The following is a 21,177-nucleotide window of genomic DNA, read 5'->3' as shown; positions in this document are numbered from 1 at the left end:
GCTATGCCGCTCCCTATTGCGGCGCAGCGGCTCCCGCTATCAGCTGATGCATGTATTCAAGCTTGGTGACCACCGGCGCTGAGAGCACGAACGGATAGGAATCGGGCTGTCCCATGCTGCGCTGTATCGAGTTGATCGCAACGCTGAGCGGCACCCACTCATCGACAAGCTGATCGGCACTTGCTGCCCTGTAGGGGTCGAAATCCACCTCGGCCGCCATCTCTTCGTGACCGCGGGGATCAATTGCAACGCCGAAGGCTCGAGCGGTCTCCAAGGTATCGACAATGTGAAGGTAATGAGCAAAACACTCAGCGAAGTCCTCCCAGGGATGAACGCTGGCATAAGCACTGACGAAACTCTCTTGCCAGCCGGGCGGAGCGCCATTCGCGTAGTGCCGTGCAAGGGCTTCGCTGTAGTCTTTGCGCTCATCGCCGAACACCGCTCGGAATCCATCGAAGGCGGTCCTATCGCGCACGAGGCGGTTCCAGATGAAATGACCCGTCTCGTGGCGGAAATGACCGAGCAGCGTCCGGTAAGGTTCGTTCATCGAGGTGCGAGCCTGTTCGCGCGTGACGTCGTCGGCCTCGGCGGCCCGAATTGCGATAAGGCCCTCCTCGTGTCCCGTCATCGCTGGCACGACGCTGCCGTCTTCCTTGACGGTGTCTTCGAGGAAGTCGAAAACCAGGCCGCCTACGGGATCCTGCGTGCGGTCCGGGTGCGGCAGCCGCCAACGCAAGAGGGAGTAGAAGAGGTGCCGCTGTGCCTGGCTGATGCGGCGCCACCGATCGACGCCATCTTGCGTCGCTGAATTCGGCACAAGCCTGTTATGCCGGCAGGCGACGCAGTAATCCCCCGCGTCTCCGTCCTCCACCAGCCAGTTGCAGACGTCGAGGCCGGCATTGGCACAGAAGCGCACCAGATCCGGCTGAGCCACGTATTGCCAGACATCGCCGTCCTGCTGCTGAACTGCATGCATGCGCAGACTATTCGACAGGAAGCCAAGGCGATGACCGCACCGAACACACTGGCGATTGTCGAAATGAACAACCTGGTCGCAGTTGTCACATACAAAGAGCCTCAACGCGCGCCTCCCTCGGGATGGGGATCAAAAACCCATCGTGCAACATGGACGGCGGGCAATTTCCGGTCGTGGTTTCCATCAACCTGCTTCTCCTGACTGGGCCTTATTGCCCGCGCCAGCAGAGAACGCGCTTTTTTTGCAGATCGTTCCGCCGATCAGGCGTGGCCGGCTTCGGCTGAGAGCATGGCGGCATTGATACCCATTGCGGCCAGTGCTCGCTCGTACTTGTCGTCGAGGCTGCGATCGAAGATCAGCTCCTCATTCGCCGCGCATGTGAGCCAGCCATTGTTGCCGACTTCGGCTTCCAGCTGTCCCGCACCCCAGCCGGCATAGCCGAGCAGCATGGTCGCCCGCTTCGGTCCCTTGCCATTGGAAATGGCGCGGATGATGTCGAGCGTTGCCGTCATRCAGATATCGTCACTGACGGGAATGCTGGATTCGCAGAGATAGTCATCGGAGTGCAGCACGAAGCCGCGGCCGCTTTCCACGGGCCCACCCGTCTGGATCGGGCAATCATGCTGAGGAAGGAGGATAGCTTCTTCGTCCTTGATCATTTCGAGATGCAGGAGAACGTCAGTAAAGGTCAGCTCTTGCGGGCGGTTGATCACGAACCCCATCGCGCCCGCATCCGAATGGGCGCAGATGTAGATCACCGTGCGGGCGAAATTGCGATCCTCCATGCCCGGCATGGCAATGAGAAACTGGCCATCGAAGAAGCCGCGTTCTCTTTTGTTTTTCACGGTCGCCAAGGACATCACTCCTCCTTCTGCCAGACCGCGCTAGGCCCCGACACCATGAGCATGAGCCAATGTCACGGATCAATCAACTGAAAATGAAAACTTAAATGTACGCGAGTTCTAGCCGAGCATAGGGATTGTCAATACATCATTGATCCATGCAGACTATTTCACTCACCATCCGCCAATTCGGTTCCGCCCTGTGCCTGTTCGTCGCCGTGCTGCAGTTTTCTCAGCCCGCCAGGGCGGAGATGAGCGCCTGGGCCGACAACGAGGGCGGTCGGATGCGCCTGATCGCGCTTCCGCCCGATGCAAACGGAAATATTCGCGCCGGATTGCAGATCGAGCCGAAGCCAGGCTGGATCACCTATTGGCGCGAACCGGGCAACAGCGGCATCCCGCCTCAAGTCACTCTCTCCTCCGAAGGCGTGTCGCTCGACAAGATGAGCTACCCCGTCCCAAAGCACATTGTCGCCGACAAGATCGATGAGGTTGCCTACGACGCGCCTGTCACCTTCCCGCTGCAACTGACGGCGAAAGACCCTGCTCTTCATGAGCTCAAGGCAAACGCCTTTATCGGCATCTGCGAGGAAATCTGCATCCCCTTCCAGGCAGAGCTATCGCTGACCTTTAAACAATTGGCCCAGTCGCGGCCGGCCGAAGAGGCCATTCTCAGGGATGCCGAGGCAGCCTTGCCACAAGCCGCCTCCTCCGCATTCAAAGTCGACGACCACGCGCTGTCGGCCGACATGAAGCAACTTTCCCTCAGCATTACCCTGCCGGAGAGTGGCGAGAGCGCGCCTGAGGTGATCGTCACAGGCCCGAGCGGGCGCGTCTTTACCAAACAGACGGCAACCCATCGCGACGGTCGCAACTTCACGACGACGCTGTCCGTGGACAAGCTTCCCAAGGCATATGACCTCAGCGGAAAGACATGGAGCGCTCTTGTCATCGACGGCTCGCGCGCCATCGAGACACCGCTTGCCTTTGAGTGATCTCGTTCTATAGTCGCGCCAAAATCGCGGCACTAGTGCCGCCATATGACAAGGAGACGTCCATGACCATCGCAATCGGCGACAAGCTTCCTGCGGCCACTTTCAAGGAAAAGACGTCGGATGGCCCGGTCGAAATTTCGACGGAGCAGCTTTTCAACGGCAAGCGCGTTGTTCTCTTTGCGGTCCCCGGCGCGTTCACGCCCACCTGCTCGCTGAACCACCTGCCGGGTTATCTCGAGAACCGCGACACCATCCTTTCCAAAGGCGTCGATGACATCGCCGTCGTCGCCGTCAACGATTGGCACGTGATGGGTGCCTGGGCCCAGTCTTCGGGCGGCATGGGCAAGATCCACTTCCTCGCCGACTGGGACGCGGGCTTTACCAAGGCGCTTGGCCTCGACACCGATCTCTCGGCAGGCGGTCTCGGCGTTCGCTCGAAGCGTTACTCGATGCTCGTCGAAGACGGCGTCGTGAAATCACTGAATGTCGAAGAAAGCCCAGGTCAGGCTACGGTTTCCGGCGCCGCCAGGATGCTGGAACAGCTGTAAGGCTTCGAGCCTCAACCAAACTGAAAGCGGCCCATGCGGCCGCTTTTTTGTTTCGTCGTCAAAGTTCACAGCACGCCATTTTTTTGCCTCATTTGTTATAACATAACTGTAATGTTATTACATTTTGGTGTTGCTATGACTTTTTGGGAGCTTCGACATTCTTCAGGCCTGATGGCGCTCTCTGCCGGCCGTCGCGTCTTCTATGTTGCCTTGATCGGCATCCCGCTCTGGGCGGCAATCCATTGGGCGACGCTGCTGCCATGAGCGCCATTGCGATCGAGCTTGAAGATCTGACGGTCGCCTATCAGCGGCATCCAGCCGTGCATCATGTGACCGGAACCATCGCGGCCGGAAGCCTGACGGCGATCGCCGGCCCAAACGGAGCCGGCAAATCGAGCCTGCTGAAGGCGATTATCGGAGAACTCCGTCCCTCCTCCGGCATGATAAGGCACCGGCTGAAGAGCACGGATTTCGGCTATCTGCCACAGGCAGCCAACATCAACCGCCGCTTTCCTATCTCGGTACTCGACACGGTTCTGCTGGGAGCCTGGCGACAGTCTGGGGCCTTAGGGCACATTGCATCAGCGGAGTGGCAGAAAGCGCACGACGCACTGGAGGCAGTTGGGCTGGGAGGCTTCGAACGGCGCGGCATCGGATCGCTGTCGGCTGGCCAGTTTCAGCGCGTGCTCTTTGCAAGGCTGCTGCTGCAGGATGCGAATGTCATCCTTCTCGACGAGCCGTTCACGGCTATCGATGGCCGCACCACGCGGGATCTTCTGGATATCGTTGCCAACTGGCATGGCGAAGGCCGAACGGTGCTTGCTGTCCTTCACGATTTCACGCAGGTCCACGCCCACTTTCCGCAGACACTCCTGCTTGCGCGCGACGTCATCGGCTGGGGCGCAACGGCGGATGTCATGTCCGAGGCGAACCTTCGCAAAGCGCGGGCGATGGCCGAGCGATGGGACGAGAGCGCCGGCATTTGCGAGCCCGCCAGATGACCGCCTACGATCTCCTCCTCGCGCCCTTCGCGGATTATGGCTTCATGCGCCGCGCGCTCGTCGCCTGCCTGTGCCTGGGGCTTGGCTCCGGGCCGATCGGTGTGTTCCTGATGCTGCGGCGAATGAGCCTCGTCGGCGATGCCATGAGCCATGCCGTTCTGCCCGGCGCCGCCATCGGCTATCTTATTGCCGGTTCGCTCTCGCTTACGGCAATGGGATTGGGCGGGCTCGTTGCCGGGCTTTCAGTTGCACTTTTGTCCGGCATGGTCAGCCGCGCGACCTCCTTACAGGAGGATGCGAGCTTCGCCAGCTTCTACCTCTCCTCGCTGGCGCTCGGCGTGCTCATCGTTTCGCTGCGCGGTTCGAATATCGACCTGTTGCACGTTCTCTTCGGCACCATCCTCGCGATCGATGCATCCGCCCTTTACGAGATCGGCGCGATCAGCACGGCGACGCTGGCAACGCTTGCGATCATCTACCGGCCGCTGGTCGCGGAATGCTTCGATCCCGGCTTTCTCCGAGCCATCGGCGGACGCGGACCGATCTATCACTTTATCTTCCTGCTGCTGGTCGTACTCAATCTGGTCGCGAGCTTCCAGGCCCTGGGGACGTTGATGGCGGTCGGCCTTATGATGCTGCCGGCCGCTATCGCGCAGCTCTGGTCGCCTAGCCTCCCGTCGATGATGGCAATCGCGGCGGCGAGTGCCACAGCCTCCGGCTATCTCGGGCTCATCGCCTCCTACCATCTCGAACTCGCCTCCGGACCGACGATCATCATGACGGCGGCGCTGCTTTACGCCATTTCGATCTTCCTTGCCCCGTCGGGCCTTGCCCGGCGGTATCTTCCTCGCCCGCATCTGAAGGGCTGACAACCGGAGACCCCAATGATTTCCCGCAGACTGCTTTTCTCAATGATGCTTCCCGCACTCGTCGCGCTTTCGACGACGTCGGCTTCTGCCGCAACCCTCAAGGTGGTCGCATCGTTCACCGTGCTTGCCGACGTCGTCCGCCAGGTCGGCGGCGACCGCGTCACGGTCACAAGCCTCGTCGGCCCGAACGGCGACCCCCATGAGTTTGAACCATCACCAAGCGACGCGAAGAACCTCAACGCTGCACAGGTTGCCTTCGTCAGCGGTGAGGGTCTGGAGGGTTGGATGGACCGCCTGATCAGCGCCTCGGGCTACAAGGGCAAACCGGTCGTCGTCTCGGAAGGGATCAAGTTCCGCAGCATGGAAGAGGATGGGCAGACGGTCACCGACCCGCATGTCTGGAACAGCCCGGTCAACGTCAAGGTCTGGGTCGCCAACATCGAAGGGGCGCTTGCGAAGGCCGCGCCGGCCGATGCTGCGGCGTTCAAGACCAACGCCGAAGTCTATTTGAAGAAGCTTGATGCGCTCGATGCCTACGCGCACTCGGAGCTTGCCAATATCCCTGAGGACCATCGCAAGGTCCTGACCAGCCACGACGCCTTCGGTTATTTCGGCCGTGAATATGGCGTGCAGTTCCTCGCGCCGGTCGGCGTCTCGACGGAGAGCGAAGCTTCCGGCGCCGATGTCGCCAAGCTGATCGAGCAGATCAGGGCCGAGCACGTGAAAACGTATTTCATCGAGAATTCCAACGATCCGCGCCTGGTCAGGCAGATCGCGAAGGCGACGGGGGCAGAACCCGGCGGCGAGCTCTACGTCGAGTCTCTTTCCGACGCCAAGGGGCCGGCTTCGACCTACGAGAAGATGTTCCGCTACAACGTCGATCTGCTCGTGGCGGCGATGGCGAAAGCCAGCTGACGGCGACGGCCGGATCGCGCCAAGGCGCGGCACGGCCTCAATAGTTGAGATCGAAGACGATCAGGCCGCCCAAGCCGCCGTCGGTCGAGGACACGATGCGCTCGCCGACGCCGACGTGCTCGGGATGCACGAGGTAGACGTCGCGCGCTTCCGCGCTTTCAAAGGTGACCGCAAAACCATCGACGTAGCCCGCATGTAGCCCCTCTGGCGAGACATTCGGGCCACACTTGATGTCGATGATGCCGGGGATCACCTGCTTCAATGCGACGATCGCGTCAAACAAGGACTGCTTCTCTTCCCCTGTCATGGCAGCCTTAAGCCGCATCAGCACGCAGTGCAGGATCATGTGGTGACCTCCCGGATCCGTTTTCAGGCGAGCATAAGGAGAAACGTCGCGGGGGCAAGTGACAAGGATGTGCCGTTTTGCAGAGATCCCCATCTGAATGGCCACGGCAAGACCGGCGTGCGAGACGTGACCAATTCGACGCCCCAACCGTCGTAAACGGAACGGCGCGTCCTACATTCTCGTCTAATCTGTCGGTATCCAGTGCGCGGGGAAGAGGAGCCCCGCACGAGGCAGCATTTTCAACGGAGGAGATGGAAATGAGCAAGAACCGAGGCGTCGTCTACATGCGGCCCGGCAAGGTCGAAATCCACGACATCGACGATCCGAAACTTGAGGCACCCGATGGCCGCAAGATCGAGCACGGTGTCATCCTGAAAGTGATCTCCACCAACATCTGCGGATCGGACCAGCATATGGTTCGCGGCCGCACCACCGCGATGCCCGGCCTTGTTCTCGGCCACGAAATCACCGGCGAGGTGATCGAGAAGGGTGTCGATGTCGAGATGCTGCAGATCGGTGATCTCGTCTCCGTTCCGTTCAACGTCGCCTGCGGCCGCTGCCGCTGCTGCAAATCGCAGGACACGGGCGTCTGCCTGACGGTCAACCCGGCGCGCGCCGGCGGCGCCTACGGCTACGTCGACATGGGCGGCTGGATCGGCGGGCAGGCCCGCTACGTGACCATTCCGTATGCCGATTTCAACCTCTTGAAATTCCCGGACCGCGACCGCGCGATGGAAAAGATCCGCGATCTGACCATGCTCTCCGACATCCTGCCGACCGGTTTCCACGGTGCGGTGCGCGCCGGTGTCGGCGTCGGATCCACCGTCTATGTCGCCGGCGCCGGTCCGGTCGGGCTTGCGGCGGCTGCATCCGCCCGCATCCTCGGGGCTGCCGTCGTGATGATCGGCGACTTCAACAAGGATCGCCTTGCCCATGCCGCCAAGGTCGGCTTCGAGCCGATCGACCTGTCGAAGAGCGACCGGCTCGGCGACATGATCGCGCAGGTGACCGGCACTAACGAAGTGGACAGCGCCATCGACGCCGTCGGCTTCGAGGCACGCGGGCATTCGGGCGGCGAGCAACCGGCGATCGTTCTGAACCAGATGATGGAAATCACCCGCGCGGCCGGCTCGATCGGCATTCCCGGCCTCTACGTGACCGAAGATCCGGGCGCCGTCGACAACGCCGCCAAGCACGGCAACCTGTCGCTCCGCTTCGGCCTCGGCTGGGCAAAGGCGCAGTCCTTCCATACGGGCCAGACGCCGGTGCTGAAGTATAACCGCCAGCTCATGCAGGCGATCCTGCATGACCGGTTGCCGATCGCCGATATCGTCAACGCCAAGGTCATCCCGCTTGAAGATGCGGTACAGGGCTACGAAAGCTTCGACCATGGTGCTGCGATGAAGTTCGTGCTCGACCCGCACGGCGAAGTCGCCAAGGCGGCGTAATCAACAAGCCTCCCGAGGCTCGGCGCAGCGGGTGCATTCCGCATCCGTTGCGCCACCCCAAAATTCCTACGCGATATCCAGCAAGAGAACCCGATGGTCGGACAACTCGGGCTGTTCAACGACGTCGAACCCCACGACGTCAACATTTGCCGTGACCAACATGTAGTCGGCGTAGCGGCCTTCCTTGGTGTAGTGCGAGGTTCGAGTATCCTTATGGCCGCGCGAGGTCACGAGGTCGGTGAGACCGAGTTCGGCAAGCGCGTCGAACATGAGGCTGTCAGGAAGCACATTGAAGTCGCCGCAGACGACGAGCGGCTCGCCCTCGCGCCATATGCGGCGGATGAGAGCGACCAAGACATCCGCCTGGCCGCGACGCGCTGGCGTGTCGCCCTTGCCGGCAAGGTCGCGTAGGCCATGCAGTTGGGCGATGGTAATCGGACGATTGGCGCGATAATCGAACAGGCGAAGGCACTGCGCGTTGCGCGCGCGGGGGTGTGCGCCATAGCCATCGCTCGAGAAGTCGCCGTGTACGAAGTCCATCGCCTGGCCAATGACCGGATGCGATTGGCGCACGAAGGTTGCAAGCCCGAATTCCGACACGACAGAGGTCTCGCCTTCGAAAAGTTCGCCCCTTGCGGTCGGCGCGTAGAGGGCATCATGGGCGGGAAGGATCGCCTTGATCTCGGCAAACAGATTGGCGCGTTGCGGCAGGATATGACTGCCGTCGCGGTAGACCAGCCAGTCACTGGAAACGGTTACCGAGCGCGTGATTTCCTGCAGGCAGAGAACATCGGCGTCGATCTCGGCGAGGTAGGGAATGAGCGGCGCATGCAGCTTTCCGCCCCATGCATTCAGCGAGACAATCCGCATCACATCCCCCCGATCTACGCCGAACGATTCCTTGCAGATTCAGGGAAACGCGCGATGTCCTTGTTTCCGCACCATTCCGAGCACCAAGTCTAGCGCTTCTTGAACGGCTCCATGCCCTTGCGGGCGAGCTCGTCGGCGCGCTCGTTTTCCGGATGGCCGGCGTGGCCCTTGACCCAGTGCCACTTGACCTTGTGGCGCTGGTTGGCGGCGTCTAGCGCCTGCCAAAGTTCGCCGTTCTTTACCGGCTTCTTGTCGGCGGTCTTCCAGCCGTTTTTCTTCCAGCCGAAGATCCACTTGGAGATGCCGTCCATTACGTATTTGCTGTCGGTGTGGAGGTCGACCTCACACGCGCTCTTCAGCGCCGTCAGCGCCGAGATGGCGGCCAGCAGCTCCATGCGGTTGTTGGTCGTCTCCGCCTCACCGCCCGACAGTTCCTTTTCGACTTCGCCATAGCGCAGCACCGCGCCCCAGCCGCCGGGGCCGGGATTTCCGGAGCAGGCGCCGTCGGTGTAGATATCGACGTGCTTCATGCCGAGAGTCCGTATTCCGCGGCGTTGGCGATCTGCCGGTGGAAGCGCAACTTGCGCAGATATTCGAGCGGGTCCTTCTTGGTGACCAGCGCCCCCTCCGGCGTCGTCAGCCAGTCGTAGAGGCGCGTCAGGAAGAAGCGCAATGCCGAACCGCGCGAAAGGATCGGTAGTGCTGCCAGTTCGGCATCGCTGAGCGGTCGGACGCTCTGGTAGCCTTCCAGCATCGCCATGCCCTTGGTGATGTTGTAGGCGCCATCCTTCTCGAAGCACCAGGCGTTCAGGATAATCGAGACGTCGTAGGCCAAGAGGTCGTTGCAGGCGAAATAGAAATCGATCAGGCCCGATAGCTCGTCGCCGAGGAAGAAGACGTTGTCGGGGAAGAGATCCGCATGGATGACACCGTCAGGCAGGTCCTTCGGCCAGTGGGCCGCGAGAAAATCGAGCTCCGTGCGGATCTCGTTCTGCAGCCCCTTCTCCACCTCGTCGGCCCGAGCCTCGGACTTCTCCCAGAGTACCTTCCAGCCATCGACCGACAGCGCATTGGGCCGCTTCAACTCGAAGCCGTCGCCGGCGACGTGCATCTTTGCCAGCGCCTTGCCGACCTCGCGGCAATGCTTGGCTTCCGGCTTGCGCAGCCACATGCCTTCCAGGAACGAGATCAGCGCTGCCGGGCGATCGGACAGCGTACCAAGCAAGGCCCCGTCCTTTCGCGGCAACGGCAGCGGGCAGGACAGACCGCGAGCGGCCAGATGCTGCATCAGCCCCAGAAAGAACGGCAGATCGTTCCTCTCGACGCGCTTCTCGTAAAGGGTGAGGATCAACGGATCCTTGGTGGTGTGCAGCAGGAAGTTCGAGTTCTCGACGCCTTCCGCGATCCCCTTGTAGGAGAGCAGCGTTCCGGTGTCGTACTCCGTCAGGAACCACTTCAAATCGTCTTCGGAAATATCGGTATAGACTGCCAATTTACGTCCCACGAAAGCTTGATCAATCGAACGCCAGCGCCCCGCAGAGCGTTGGCAGCCACCGCAATCGTCCCCTCGACGACTGCTCCCCTAACCGGGATTGCGGCTCACCCGTTCACCCACGCCATATCCTCATGCGTCAGCTCTATGCGGCGCAGTTCGCGGTTGACGAGGAAATGCTCGTTTTCCTGAACCGTCTCGGCAAGCTCGACCTTGGCGTCGAAGCGCGCGCGGAAGGCCTCGATGATCTCGTTGACGATCACCTCGGGCGCCGATGCACCGGCTGACAGACCAAGCGTGGAGATCGGGCCGATCTCGTCCCAATCCAGTTCCGAGGCGCGTTGCACGAGGAGCGATTTCTTGGCCCCTGCCCGCAAAGCCACCTCGACGAGCCGCTTGGAGTTCGAGGAATTCGGCGCTCCAACGATGATGAAGAGATCGCAGCCGGGGGCTGCCTGCTTCACCACTTCCTGCCGGTTGGTCGTGGCGTAACAGATCGAGTCGGCCGCCGGTGCGGTCAGATTGGGGAAACGTTCCTGCAGGCGCGCGATCACGCCGGCCGTATCGTCCACAGACAGGGTCGTCTGCGTCACGTAGCCGAGATTGTCGGGATCGGCGGGCTGATAGACCTCGGCGTCCTCGACCGTCTCGATGAGAGAGACCGTGCCCTCCGGCAGTTGGCCCATCGTGCCGATCACTTCCGGGTGGCCCGCGTGGCCGATCAGAACGACATGGCGACCGAGCTTGTTGTGGCGCATCGCCTGCTTGTGCACCTTGGAGACCAGCGGGCATGTGGCGTCGAGATAGAAGAGGTTGCGGGCGCTTGCATCCTCCGGCACGGATTTTGGCACGCCATGCGCGGAGAAGACGACCGGCTGAGCGCGGTGCTCTTCCGGGATCTCGTCGAGCTCCTCGACGAAGACGGCGCCCTTGGCTTCCAGGCCTTCGACCACATAGCGATTGTGGACGATCTCGTGGCGGACATAAACAGGCGCACCGTAGGATTTCAGCGCCAGCACGACAATCTGGATGGCACGGTCGACGCCTGCGCAAAAGCCGCGCGGTCCGCAGAGCCTGATCGTCAAGGGAGGTTTCGCCGCAATATTCATGTCTGTTCCGGTTCGTAGGGATAGGGCTCTCTAGCCCAATATAGGCAAGAATTGAAGCGATACTATTGCGCGGGACCCCGCTTACGGAAACGCGCGGCTACAACGATGATGACAAGCGTTGCCGCAAGCCCAAACCATGTGAAGGCATATTGCAGATGGTTGTTGGGCAGATCGACATCGGTGACCCCCCCGATCGGCAGCCCCTTCGGATTGGGGGTATCGTCCGCATCCACGAAGAACGGAACCACCTCCGCCTTGTCGAGCCCGACGCTCGACGCCATCACGTCGAGGTCCTTCCAGTAGAAGATATTCTTGGCGACATCATTATCAGGCACCACCCAGGACGGCTTGCCCGGAAGTTTTGCACGAGCAAGGCCGGTCACCGTTTGCTGATCGGTGAGCTGGCCCTGCATCCGCATTTCCGGCTCCTTGTTGTCGTAAGGAACGAAACCTCTGTTGACGAAGAGATAGCGGCGATCGGCAACCTGCAGCGGGGTGTAGACATAGAAACCCGTCTGGCCATGCCAGGTCGCAAAGAAGTGCCGCTCCTTGCTGTTGACGTATTCGCCGCTGACCGTGATGTGGCGATAGTCGATATCCTCGCCCGTCGCGGCCATTCCTTCGATATCGGCAAGCGATGCCGGCGACGCCTGCCGGCGCTCGGTGATATTGGCCAACAGCTTTTCCTTCCAGTGCAGCCGTTCGACCTGCCAGGTGCCGAGCGAGAGGAGGATGGTAAGCGCAATGACCACCGCGATGCCGGTGAGGACCGGTCGCTTTCGGCGTGACGCCGAAACATGAAATTCAGTCACGGGAAATGCGCCCCTCGCTGGCGTTGTGGCGATACTGCATCGCGATCAAGATCCCCTTGCACCAGCGAAGGGCAAGCAGGGAGAGAATGACGGTCAGGGGACCGAACAGCATAATGTGCAGCCAGATGGGCGGCGCGTAGTTGACTTCCAGCCACAACACCGAGCCGATGATAATGAAGCCGACGATCAAAATGACGGACACGGCGGGGCCATCGCCAGCATCGGCAAAGGCGTAGTCCAGACCACAGGCCGAGCAGCGGGGCTTCAGCGCGAGCAGGCCATCAAAGAGCTTCCCCTGGCCGCAGCGCGGGCAGCATCCCCTGATGCCTGTCTTCACCGGATCGACCGGTGGAAAATGCGCGCTGTCCTCGTTCATGCCATCCTTCCAATTGCCTATGGCCAACCTGTGCGTCTGCCTTAACTCACCCATAAAGTATTCGCAGAGGGAAAGGAAATACCTGCGCTCTTTCGCCTCAGCGATTCGCGCCAAACAGAAGAAGAAAACTGATGACATACGACAGCTCGGCCGGACAGATCGTCATTCTGAACGGCGCCCCGCGCAGTGGAAAATCGTCGATCGCCAACGCGATCCAGGAGCACTTCGACGGTCCCTGGATGAACCTCGGCGTCGACACCTACAACGACATGACCCCGGAACGCTATCTGCCGGGCATCGGGCTCCGCCCGGGTGGGGAACGTCCCGACCTCGAGGAGATGGTGCCGTTCTTCTATGCTGCGCTTTACGAGTCGATTGCAATCCATGCCGGCCTCGGGCTCAATGTGGTGGCTGACCTCGGTCATCACGACAGCTACTCTCGGCCGCTCGGTATTCTTTCCGATTGCGCGCGTCGGCTTGAGGGATTGCCGGTGCTTTTCGTCGGCGTCAAATGTCCGATCAAGGTCATCATGAAAAGGCGGAACATTCCTGCGCCCGGACGGCATACGCTGTATGTGCGCGCCGACGAACACGACGCCGTCCCCCATCCGGTCCAGCTCTGGCAGGAGCAGGTGCATATCCCCGGCATCTACGACCTGGAGGTCGATACCTCTGTATTGACGCCTTTCGAATGCGCCGAGGCGATCCGGCAACGCCTGGACCTCGGCATTCCGGAACCCTCCGCGTTCGAGCGCATCGCCGCCATGCGCTAATCCCCAAAACGAATAGGGCGGGTGCCGTGGCACCCGCCCTATTCAAGTTCCAGACAGCCCGCTCAGCCTGCCGCCAACGGAGCGCCCCAGCCGCCCCAGACGTAGATGCAGAAGAACAGGAAGAGCCAGACGACGTCAACGAAGTGCCAGTACCAGGCCGCCGCTTCGAAGCCGAAATGCTGCTTCGGCGTGAAGTCGCCGCGGATCGCGCGCAGCAGGCAGACCAGCAGGAAGATCGTACCGACCAGAACGTGGAAACCGTGGAAACCGGTCGCCATGAAGAAGGTCGCGCCGTAGATCGAGTTCTTGAAGGCGAACGGAGCGTGCGCGTATTCGTAGGCCTGCACGCTCGAGAATAGGACACCGAGCAGAACGGTCAGCGTCAGGCCCTGGATCAGGCCCCTGCGGTCGTTATGCAGCAGCGCGTGATGCGCCCAGGTGACGGTCGTGCCCGACAGCAGCAGGATGACGGTGTTGTAGATCGGCAGGTGCCAGGGGTCGAGGACTTCGATGCCCTTCGGCGGCCACTGGCCACCGGTGAAGGCAACGCGCGAGGCCTGGATCGCTTCATTCGGGAACAGGCTGGCGTCGAAGTAGGCCCAGAACCAGGCGACGAAGAACATCACTTCGGAAGCGATGAACATGATCATGCCGTAGCGAAGGTGCAGCGAGACGACGCGCGTATGAGCGCCCTCATTCGCTTCCTTCACCGTGTCCGACCACCAGCCGAACATGACGTAGAGGATGAGCGCGAGGCCGATGAAGAACAGCCACGGATGCGCCCATTCGACGCCGAAGAGATGCAGCGAGCCACCGTTGAGGTAGCGCATGAAGCCAACGCCGCCGAAGGTGATGATCAACGCGCCGATCGAAGCCAGCAGCGGCCACGGGCTCGGATCGATGATGTGGTAGTCGTGATGTTTCTGATGCGCATCAGCCATGTAAGCTATCCCCGGATCTCTTCCTCTCCGCTCCGGCATCGCCGGACACGAACCTCAATCAAAGTTTCTTTTCAAGCTTTACCGTTCCACCCTCATTCGAAGCCACCGGCTTCGGACCCTCTTTAGGGTAGAACGTATAGGACAAGGTAACAGTGTGGATATCTTTCGATTCCACGGCCTTGGTAATGTCAGGATCAATGTAAAATACGACCGGCATTGCAAGCTTTTCGCCCGGCATCAACACAGTCTCGTTGAAGCAGAAGCACTGCACCTTGTTGAAATAGACGCCAGCTTCGCCGGGGGTGACGTTGAACACCGCCTGGCCGCGCTGTGGCTCGTTCGACTTGTTCACCGCGGTGAAATTCACCTGAACGGTTTCGCCGATGCGCGGGTTGACCTCGCGCTGGACCGGCTTGAACTCCCAGTCGAGACCCGGCGCAATGTTGGCGTCGAAGGTGACGCGCATCTTGCGGTCGAGAATCACGCTGGAGGCCTGCTCGACGCGCTGTGTCGTGCCGTTATAACCAGTAAGTTGACAGAACATCCGATAGAGCGGAACAGCCGCATAGCTCGCAGCGCCCATGCCGACGACGAAGGCAAGGCACATGAAAACGACGGCGCCATTGTTGCGCTGTTTCCTCGGCGTGCTCTGCATCTCGCTCATCTTACATGTGCCCCGATGTGAACTTCACGATCGTGACCGCATAGAAGAGTACGACAAGGCCGGCCAGAACCAGGCCAAGAGCGACGTTGCGATTGCGGCGCGACTTGCGTTGCGCTTCCGTAAGCTTGACGACGTCCATCAGAAAATGCCTCCCGCATGCGAAACGAGCACGGCCGCCAGCCGGTCGAACATCAGGGCGGAGAAAATTGCGAAAAGATACAGGATTGAGTAGCCGAAGAGCTTCTTGGCCGGGATCATCTTCTCATCGCCGTCCGGCATCCGCCAGACGGCGATGGAACAGTAGATGAAGATTGCGCCGAGGACTGCGGCAACCAGGCCGTAGCCGAGGCTCGCAAAGCCTAGGACAGTCGGCAGCACGCCGCACACCGCCGTCAGCACGGCATAGGCAACAATCTGATGCTTGGTGGTGCGCTCACCCGAGACATTGGGCAGCATCGGAACACCGACGGCCTCATAATCCTTCATCTTGAACAGAGCCAGCGCCCAGAAATGGGCTGGCGTCCAGAGGAAGATGACCATGAAGAGCACGAAGCTTTCGATCGTGACGGTACCCGTCACGCAGGCCCAGCCGATCATCGGCGGAAAGGCGCCGGCGGCACCGCCGATAACGATGTTCTGCGGCGTCGAGCGCTTCAGCCACATCGTATAGATCACGGCGTAGAAGAAAATCGTGAAGGCGAGGATCGAGGCTGCGAGCCAATTGACGGCGAGCCCCAGGATAACCACCGAAAAACAGGAAAGCACCAAGCCGAATGCCAGCGCCTCGCGCGGAGCGACACGACCGGCCGGTATCGGACGCTTTGCTGTGCGGGTCATGATCGCATCGATATCGGCGTCGTACCACATGTTGAGCGCGCCTGAAGCGCCTGCGCCAATGGCGATGCACAGGATGGCAATGAGACCGAGAACCGGATTGATGTGCCCCGGTGCCAGAACGAGACCGGCAAATGCCGTGAAGACCACGAGCGACATGACGCGCGGCTTCAGAAGCTCAAAATAATCGCGCGCGGTCGCCTCCGACAGGCGGAACTCGCCGTCGTGTGCAAGAGCTTTGCGATTGCCGATAACTGTCATTCTATTGTCCTGCAAACTTGTAAGCCGACCGCCGCACTGTAACACGCGGCGGTCGCGATTTCTCGCATCTTACTTGATGCGCGGGAGCTGTTCCCACTGGTGATACGGTGGCGGCGAAGACAGCTGCCATTCGAGCGTCGTTGCGCCTTCACCCCACGGATTGTCACCGGCAACGCGCTTCCTGGCGAAGGCTTCGAAGACACCGACGAGGAAGATCAGCACGCCGACGGCCGAGATGTAGGAACCGATCGAGGAAACATAGTTCCAGCCGGCAAACGCATCCGGGTAGTCGATGTAGCGGCGCGGCATGCCCGCGAGGCCAAGGAAGTGCTGCGGGAAGAACACCAGGTTGACGCCGATGAACATGACCCAGAAGTGCAGCGTGCCAATGAACTCGTTGTACATGTAGCCGGTCATCTTCGGGAACCAGTAGTACCAGGCAGCGAAGATGGCGAAGACGGCGCCAAGCGACAGAACGTAGTGGAAGTGAGCCACGACGTAATAGGTGTCATGCAGGGAGCGGTCGAGACCGGCATTGGCGAGCTGGACGCCCGTCACGCCACCGACGGTGAACAGGAAGATGAAGCCGATCGCCCAGACCATCGGCGTGCGGAAGCTGATCGAGCCACCCCACATCGTCGCGATCCAGGAGAAGATCTTCACGCCCGTCGGAACGGCGATGACCATCGTTGCGAACACGAAGTAGCGCTGCGCGTCGAGCGACAGGCCGACCGTGTACATGTGGTGCGCCCAGACGACGAAGCCGACGGCACCGATCGCGACCATGGCGTAGGCCATGCCGAGGTAGCCGAAGATCGGCTTGCGCGAGAAGGTCGAGATGATGTGGCTGACGATGCCGAAGCCGGGCAGGATCAGGATGTATACTTCGGGGTGACCGAAGAACCAGAACAGGTGCTGGTAGAGGATAGGGTCGCCACCGCCTTCCGGCACGAAGAAGGACGTACCGAAATTGCGGTCGGTCAGCATCATGGTGATGGCGCCGGCAAGAACCGGGAGCGACAGCAGAAGCAGGAAGGCGGTGATCAGAACCGACCAGGCAAAGAGCGGCATCTTGTGCAGCGTCATGCCCGGAGCGCGCATGTTCAGGATCGTGGTGATGAAGTTAATCGCACCGAGGATCGAGGACGCACCGGCAATGTGGAGCGCGAAGATCGCAAGGTCGACAGCCGGACCCGGCGTGCCGGAGCTCGACAGCGGCGGATACATCGTCCAGCCGCCGCCTGCGCCGTAAGCGCCCGCCGGACCTTCGACGAACATCGACATGACCAGCAGAAGGAAGGCCGGAACGATCAGCCAGAAGGAGATGTTGTTCAAACGCGGGAACGCCATGTCAGGCGCACCGATCATGATCGGCACCATCCAGTTGGCGAAGCCACCGATCATCGCCGGCATGACCATGAAGAAGATCATGATCAGCGCGTGCGCTGTGGTGAACATGTTGAACATCTGCTTGGCGCCGTCGATGGCGGCGTCGCCTTCATAGCCGTAAACCATCGATGCCAGACCGTGGAAGATCTGGATGCCCGGCTCCTGCAGCTCCATGCGCATGGCAACGGAGAGCGCGCCGCCGACGATGCCGGCCATGATCGCGAAGATCAGGTAAAGCGTGCCGATATCCTTGTGGTTCGTCGAAAAGAACCAGCGATTGATGAAGCTCGGCTTGTGCGAGTGATCGTGATGGTCGTCATGGGCGTGTGCGCCATGACCGTGATCATGCGAATGATCGTGTGCGGAAGGTCCAGCCATGTCCCGTTCCCTCTTCCCTTACTGTGCGACGTTTTCGGCAACGTCGACGGTCTTTGCGGGACCATCGGTTGCGGCCATGAGTGTCTTGTACGCCCCAGGCAGATCAGTAGCAGCACCGGCGAGCCACTGCTTGTACTTGTCCTCGGAAACGACGTGGATAGCGATCGGCATGAACGCATGGTCCTTGCCGCAGAGTTCCGAGCACTGGCCGTAGAACAGGCCTTCCCGCTCGGCACGGAACCAGGTTTCGTTCAGGCGACCCGGTACGGCGTCGATCTTGACGCCGAAAGACGGCATTGCAAAAGCGTGAATGACGTCGGTGGGAGCAGCCGTCACGAGAACACGGACGGTCTTGTTGACAGGCAGGACCAGCTCATTGTCCACGGCCAGGAGGCGCGGATAACGCGACTTGTCTTCCTTGCCGGCAGCGGCGCGGTCCTGATCCTTCAGAAGATAGGAGTCGAAAGCGACCGGGGTTTCGCCCGAGCCTTCATATTCATAGTTCCACTGCCACTGGGTGGCCGTCGCCTTGATGGTGACATCCGGATTTTCCGGCAAAGTCAGCTGGGCGGTCAAAAGGTTAAACGAAGGCACCGCGAGGAAAAGAAGCACGAGAACCGGTCCCACGGTCCATGCGACTTCGATCAGCGTATTGTGGCTCGTTTTGGAAGGCACCGGATTGGCACCGGAGCGGAACTTCAGACAGACGACAATAAGAAGGACCAACACGAAAAGCGTGATCGGAACGATAAACCACAGGGTATATTGCTCAAACCAATGAATGTCTCGCATGATCGGCGTGGCTGCCGGCTGCAATGTTGCCTGCCACGGCTGCGGCTGGTCGGCATAACTGCCGGAAGCAAAAAGCAGACAGACCAGCGCGGTCAGAGCTGCAGAAGCCTTCTTAATCACCTTAATATCTCCCTCGAGCGCTGGTCCGTGCAAAATCGCGCACAGAATCCTTGCCATCTCAGCGCTTCAAACCACAGTTTGTCATTGATCGCAACCGCCCAAAGCGTTTGTTCGTGCGGCATTTTCGCATTCAAACAGCTTGATCCAAGCATAAAGAAACATTCCATCTTTTCGCTATCACCGACGAAATAAAGCTTGTGCAGCGCGCGACTACGCCAACATTCTCCGATAAACGTCCCATTTCCGCCGTAGTCCCCGGCTTTTCAGCGAGTGGGGCTTTTCATTTTTGGTGGCGCGCCCCAATTTAGCGGCACTGATTCGAATTGCAGAGGTTTTCATGGGTTTCCGTTCCCTCGCACGGCCGTTCGTGCTGACAGCGTGCATTGCGGCCGCAGCGACTGCTCCCGCTTTCGCCCAGCAGCAGCCCGCGCCGGCACAGCCCGCGCCCCAAGCTCCCGCCACACAGGCAACGCCCGGCCAGACGCAGCCGCAGGCACCCGGCACCGTAAAGTCGAACCACGGCGCATGGTCGGTCGTCTGCGACAAGCCGGCCGGCGCCTCGACCGAGCAGTGCGCCTTGATGCAGAACGTCATAGCCGAGGATCGGCCTGAGGTCGGTCTCTCCGTCGTGGTGCTGAAGACCGCCGACCGCAAGTCAAAAATCCTGCGCGTCCTCGCCCCGCTCGGCGTCCTGCTGCCGAACGGCCTCGGCCTTAACGTCGACGGCAAGGATATCGGCCGCGCCTATTTCGTACGTTGCTTCGCCGATGGCTGCTACGCTGAGGTCGTTCTCGAGGACGAGCTGCTGAAGACCTTCCGCAGCGGCGCGAGCGCCACCTTCATCGTCTTCCAGACGCCGGAAGAGGGGATCGGCATTCCTGTCGACCTCAAGGGTTTCGCTGAAGGCTACGACGCCCTCCCCTGATCGTCTCGCCTTCGGGGCTTGCTCGAACCGTCCACCGAACCTACATCGGCTGATAGCATTCCTGCTTCAGCGGAGCATAAAGATATGAATACGGATCTCCTGACGCTTTTCGATGCCGACGAAGCGAAGATGCGCTCGCTTGTTGCCGAGGCGCTTTCCGGCGCTGATGATGGGGAGCTCTACATCGAACATTCCCAGGCGGAATCGCTGATGTTCGATAACGGACGCCTCAAGGGCGGCAGCTTCAACACCGAGCAAGGCTTCGGCCTGCGCGCAGTTGCCGGCGAAGCGGTCGGCTATGCGCATGCGGGCGACCTCTCCGTCGCGGCCCTGAAGCGCGCCGCCGATGCGGTTGGCGCCGTCACCCGCGGTCATGCGGGCAGCTATGCGGCGGCTCCCCAACGGACCAACAAGAAGCTCTATTCCGACGAGAACCCGATCGGCACGCCGACCTTCGAAGAGAAGGTCAAGGTGTTACAGGACATCGACGCCTATCTGCGCGGCAAGGACGCCAAGGTGCGCCAGGTGACCGCATCGATCGCCGCCAGCTGGCAGGTTGTCGATATTCTGCGCGCCGATGGTCACCGCGTTCGCGATATCCGGCCGATGACGCGTATCAACATCTCGGTCATTGCAGGCGAAGGCGACCGCCAGGAGAGCGGTTCCTACGGCAGCGGCGGCCGCATCGGCTTTGGCGATTTCATCGCCGAGGACAACTGGCAATACGGCGCCGACGAAGCCTTGCGGCAAGCGCTGGTGAACCTGGAGGCGATCGAGGCGCCCGCCGGCACCATGGACGTCGTGCTTGGTTCCGGCTGGCCGGGTGTCATGTTGCACGAAGCGGTAGGCCACGGTCTCGAAGGCGATTTCAACCGGAAAAAGACCTCGGCCTTTGCCGGTCTCCTCGGCCAGATGGTTGCGGCGCCCGGCGTCACAGTCGTTGACGACGGTACGATCGACAACCGCCGCGGCTCGATCACCATCGATGATGAGGGCACGCCGTCCGGCTACAACGTGCTGATCGAAAACGGCAAGCTGGTCGGGTACATGCAGGACCGACAGAACGCCCGCCTGATGGGCATGACACCGACGGGCAACGGCCGTCGGCAGGGCTATGCCCACGTTCCAATGCCCCGCATGACCAACACCTACATGCTGGGTGGCGACAAGACGCCGGAGGAAATCATTTCCTCCGTCAAGAAGGGCATTTACGCGGTTTCGTTCGGCGGCGGCCAGGTGGATATCACATCGGGCAAGTTCGTGTTCGGCTGCACGGAGGCCTACCTGATCGACAACGGCAAGATTGGCGCCCCGATCAAGGGCGCAATGCTGATCGGCAACGGGCCGGACGCCATGAAGCGTGTTTCAATGGTCGGCAATGACATGAAGCTCGACACCGGGATCGGCAATTGCGGCAAGGCTGGGCAATGGGTTCCGGTTGGTGTCGGCCAGCCGCACCTCAGGATGGATCAGATCACCGTCGGCGGCACGAAAGCCTAGT

The 21,177-nt window shown here is 60.9% G+C and carries 25 protein-coding genes; 10 read left to right on the top strand and 15 right to left on the bottom strand.

Features of this window, described 5'->3' with window-relative positions; all coding sequences use genetic code 11:
- Nucleotides 1-13 precede the first annotated feature (13 nt).
- Entirely contained in the window at nucleotides 14-1,081 is a 1,068-nt protein-coding gene (locus AC1DE4_RS23060; RefSeq protein WP_025661108.1) for a zinc-binding metallopeptidase family protein, read from the bottom strand.
- A gap of 155 nt (nucleotides 1,082-1,236) precedes the next feature.
- Complete coding sequence (locus AC1DE4_RS23055) at nucleotides 1,237-1,836, bottom strand: YqgE/AlgH family protein (protein WP_018859013.1); 600 nt, start codon at nucleotides 1,834-1,836, stop codon at nucleotides 1,237-1,239.
- A 140-nt stretch (nucleotides 1,837-1,976) separates the two neighbouring features.
- Between AC1DE4_RS23055 and AC1DE4_RS23050 the strand changes: the two genes are divergently transcribed.
- The 6 genes from AC1DE4_RS23050 (at nucleotide 1,977) to AC1DE4_RS23025 (ending at nucleotide 6,146) form a co-directional block, all read left to right on the top strand.
- Complete coding sequence (locus AC1DE4_RS23050; RefSeq protein WP_025661107.1) at nucleotides 1,977-2,813, top strand: protein-disulfide reductase DsbD domain-containing protein; 837 nt, start codon at nucleotides 1,977-1,979, stop codon at nucleotides 2,811-2,813.
- Nucleotides 2,814-2,875: 62 nt separating this feature from the next.
- Nucleotides 2,876-3,361 (top strand): peroxiredoxin, encoded by a 486-nt coding sequence (locus AC1DE4_RS23045; RefSeq protein WP_018859011.1) that lies wholly within the window; start codon nucleotides 2,876-2,878, stop codon nucleotides 3,359-3,361.
- 135 nt (nucleotides 3,362-3,496) lie between these two features.
- Complete coding sequence (locus AC1DE4_RS23040) at nucleotides 3,497-3,625, top strand: hypothetical protein (protein WP_272481253.1); 129 nt, start codon at nucleotides 3,497-3,499, stop codon at nucleotides 3,623-3,625.
- Complete coding sequence (locus AC1DE4_RS23035; protein WP_477883284.1) at nucleotides 3,622-4,362, top strand: metal ABC transporter ATP-binding protein; 741 nt, start codon at nucleotides 3,622-3,624, stop codon at nucleotides 4,360-4,362. Before AC1DE4_RS23040 ends, AC1DE4_RS23035 begins: the two co-directional genes overlap by 4 nt.
- Complete coding sequence (locus AC1DE4_RS23030; protein ID WP_025661105.1) at nucleotides 4,359-5,231, top strand: metal ABC transporter permease; 873 nt, start codon at nucleotides 4,359-4,361, stop codon at nucleotides 5,229-5,231. Before AC1DE4_RS23035 ends, AC1DE4_RS23030 begins: the two co-directional genes overlap by 4 nt.
- 15 nt (nucleotides 5,232-5,246) lie before the next feature.
- Nucleotides 5,247-6,146, top strand: a complete 900-nt coding sequence (locus tag AC1DE4_RS23025) for a metal ABC transporter solute-binding protein, Zn/Mn family (protein ID WP_025661104.1) — start codon at nucleotides 5,247-5,249, stop codon at nucleotides 6,144-6,146.
- A 37-nt stretch (nucleotides 6,147-6,183) separates the two neighbouring features.
- Here AC1DE4_RS23025 and AC1DE4_RS23020 read toward each other — a convergent pair whose 3' ends face one another.
- Nucleotides 6,184-6,492, bottom strand: coding sequence for a Dabb family protein (locus AC1DE4_RS23020; protein WP_062370487.1), 309 nt, complete (start codon nucleotides 6,490-6,492; stop codon nucleotides 6,184-6,186).
- Nucleotides 6,493-6,749: 257 nt separating this feature from the next.
- Between AC1DE4_RS23020 and fdhA the strand changes: the two genes are divergently transcribed.
- Nucleotides 6,750-7,940 carry a formaldehyde dehydrogenase, glutathione-independent gene (gene fdhA, locus AC1DE4_RS23015; RefSeq protein WP_162745685.1) on the top strand — a complete coding sequence of 397 codons (1,191 nt, stop codon included), beginning with the start codon at nucleotides 6,750-6,752 and terminating at the stop codon, nucleotides 7,938-7,940.
- A 66-nt stretch (nucleotides 7,941-8,006) separates the two neighbouring features.
- Here the strand turns inward: fdhA and AC1DE4_RS23010 are convergent, their stop codons facing one another.
- The 6 genes from AC1DE4_RS23010 to AC1DE4_RS22985 form a co-directional block, all read right to left on the bottom strand.
- On the bottom strand, nucleotides 8,007-8,810 hold the full coding sequence (locus tag AC1DE4_RS23010) for an endonuclease/exonuclease/phosphatase family protein (protein ID WP_477883281.1): 804 nt from the start codon (nucleotides 8,808-8,810) through the stop codon (nucleotides 8,007-8,009).
- Between the two features lie 89 nt (nucleotides 8,811-8,899).
- A complete protein-coding gene (gene rnhA, locus AC1DE4_RS23005; RefSeq protein WP_018859003.1) occupies nucleotides 8,900-9,340 on the bottom strand; it encodes a ribonuclease HI in 441 nt (146 codons plus the stop codon).
- A complete protein-coding gene (locus AC1DE4_RS23000) occupies nucleotides 9,337-10,302 on the bottom strand; it encodes a homoserine kinase (protein ID WP_477883279.1) in 966 nt (321 codons plus the stop codon). The genes rnhA and AC1DE4_RS23000 overlap by 4 nt, the downstream gene beginning before the upstream one ends.
- A 107-nt stretch (nucleotides 10,303-10,409) precedes the next feature.
- Entirely contained in the window at nucleotides 10,410-11,411 is a 1,002-nt protein-coding gene (gene ispH / locus AC1DE4_RS22995) for a 4-hydroxy-3-methylbut-2-enyl diphosphate reductase (protein ID WP_477883277.1), read from the bottom strand.
- A 62-nt stretch (nucleotides 11,412-11,473) separates the two neighbouring features.
- Nucleotides 11,474-12,223, bottom strand: coding sequence for an SURF1 family protein (locus AC1DE4_RS22990; RefSeq protein ID WP_477883275.1), 750 nt, complete (start codon nucleotides 12,221-12,223; stop codon nucleotides 11,474-11,476).
- Nucleotides 12,216-12,599 carry a DUF983 domain-containing protein gene (locus AC1DE4_RS22985; RefSeq protein WP_477883273.1) on the bottom strand — a complete coding sequence of 128 codons (384 nt, stop codon included), beginning with the start codon at nucleotides 12,597-12,599 and terminating at the stop codon, nucleotides 12,216-12,218. The genes AC1DE4_RS22990 and AC1DE4_RS22985 overlap by 8 nt, the downstream gene beginning before the upstream one ends.
- Nucleotides 12,600-12,730: 131 nt before the next feature.
- Between AC1DE4_RS22985 and AC1DE4_RS22980 the strand changes: the two genes are divergently transcribed.
- Entirely contained in the window at nucleotides 12,731-13,372 is a 642-nt protein-coding gene (locus tag AC1DE4_RS22980) for a chloramphenicol phosphotransferase CPT family protein (RefSeq protein WP_025661098.1), read from the top strand.
- Nucleotides 13,373-13,434: 62 nt separating this feature from the next.
- Here AC1DE4_RS22980 and AC1DE4_RS22975 read toward each other — a convergent pair whose 3' ends face one another.
- The 6 genes from AC1DE4_RS22975 to coxB form a co-directional block, all read right to left on the bottom strand.
- On the bottom strand, nucleotides 13,435-14,313 hold the full coding sequence (locus tag AC1DE4_RS22975) for a cytochrome c oxidase subunit 3 (protein ID WP_018858997.1): 879 nt from the start codon (nucleotides 14,311-14,313) through the stop codon (nucleotides 13,435-13,437).
- A 58-nt stretch (nucleotides 14,314-14,371) separates the two neighbouring features.
- On the bottom strand, nucleotides 14,372-14,977 hold the full coding sequence (locus AC1DE4_RS22970; RefSeq protein WP_477883271.1) for a cytochrome c oxidase assembly protein: 606 nt from the start codon (nucleotides 14,975-14,977) through the stop codon (nucleotides 14,372-14,374).
- A 1-nt stretch (nucleotide 14,978) separates the two neighbouring features.
- Complete coding sequence (locus AC1DE4_RS22965) at nucleotides 14,979-15,116, bottom strand: hypothetical protein (protein WP_018858995.1); 138 nt, start codon at nucleotides 15,114-15,116, stop codon at nucleotides 14,979-14,981.
- Entirely contained in the window at nucleotides 15,116-16,072 is a 957-nt protein-coding gene (locus AC1DE4_RS22960) for a heme o synthase (RefSeq protein WP_477883269.1), read from the bottom strand. Before AC1DE4_RS22960 ends, AC1DE4_RS22965 begins: the two co-directional genes overlap by 1 nt.
- Nucleotides 16,073-16,141: 69 nt before the next feature.
- Nucleotides 16,142-17,839 carry a cytochrome c oxidase subunit I gene (ctaD, locus tag AC1DE4_RS22955; RefSeq protein WP_018858993.1) on the bottom strand — a complete coding sequence of 566 codons (1,698 nt, stop codon included), beginning with the start codon at nucleotides 17,837-17,839 and terminating at the stop codon, nucleotides 16,142-16,144.
- 18 nt (nucleotides 17,840-17,857) lie between these two features.
- Complete coding sequence (gene coxB / locus AC1DE4_RS22950; protein WP_025661096.1) at nucleotides 17,858-18,751, bottom strand: cytochrome c oxidase subunit II; 894 nt, start codon at nucleotides 18,749-18,751, stop codon at nucleotides 17,858-17,860.
- Nucleotides 18,752-19,088: 337 nt separating this feature from the next.
- Between coxB and AC1DE4_RS22945 the strand changes: the two genes are divergently transcribed.
- Together AC1DE4_RS22945 and tldD are read left to right on the top strand one after the other, a co-directional pair.
- Nucleotides 19,089-19,676, top strand: coding sequence for an invasion associated locus B family protein (locus AC1DE4_RS22945; protein WP_007793136.1), 588 nt, complete (start codon nucleotides 19,089-19,091; stop codon nucleotides 19,674-19,676).
- Nucleotides 19,677-19,760: 84 nt separating this feature from the next.
- Entirely contained in the window at nucleotides 19,761-21,176 is a 1,416-nt protein-coding gene (tldD, locus tag AC1DE4_RS22940; RefSeq protein WP_062370502.1) for a metalloprotease TldD, read from the top strand.
- The last annotated feature ends 1 nt before the right edge of the window (nucleotide 21,177 follow it).

This window comes from Rhizobium sp. 10N414, from assembly GCF_056394785.1.
Note: the sequence above shows the minus strand (reverse complement) of the source record. Positions and strands in the feature narration are given on the sequence as shown.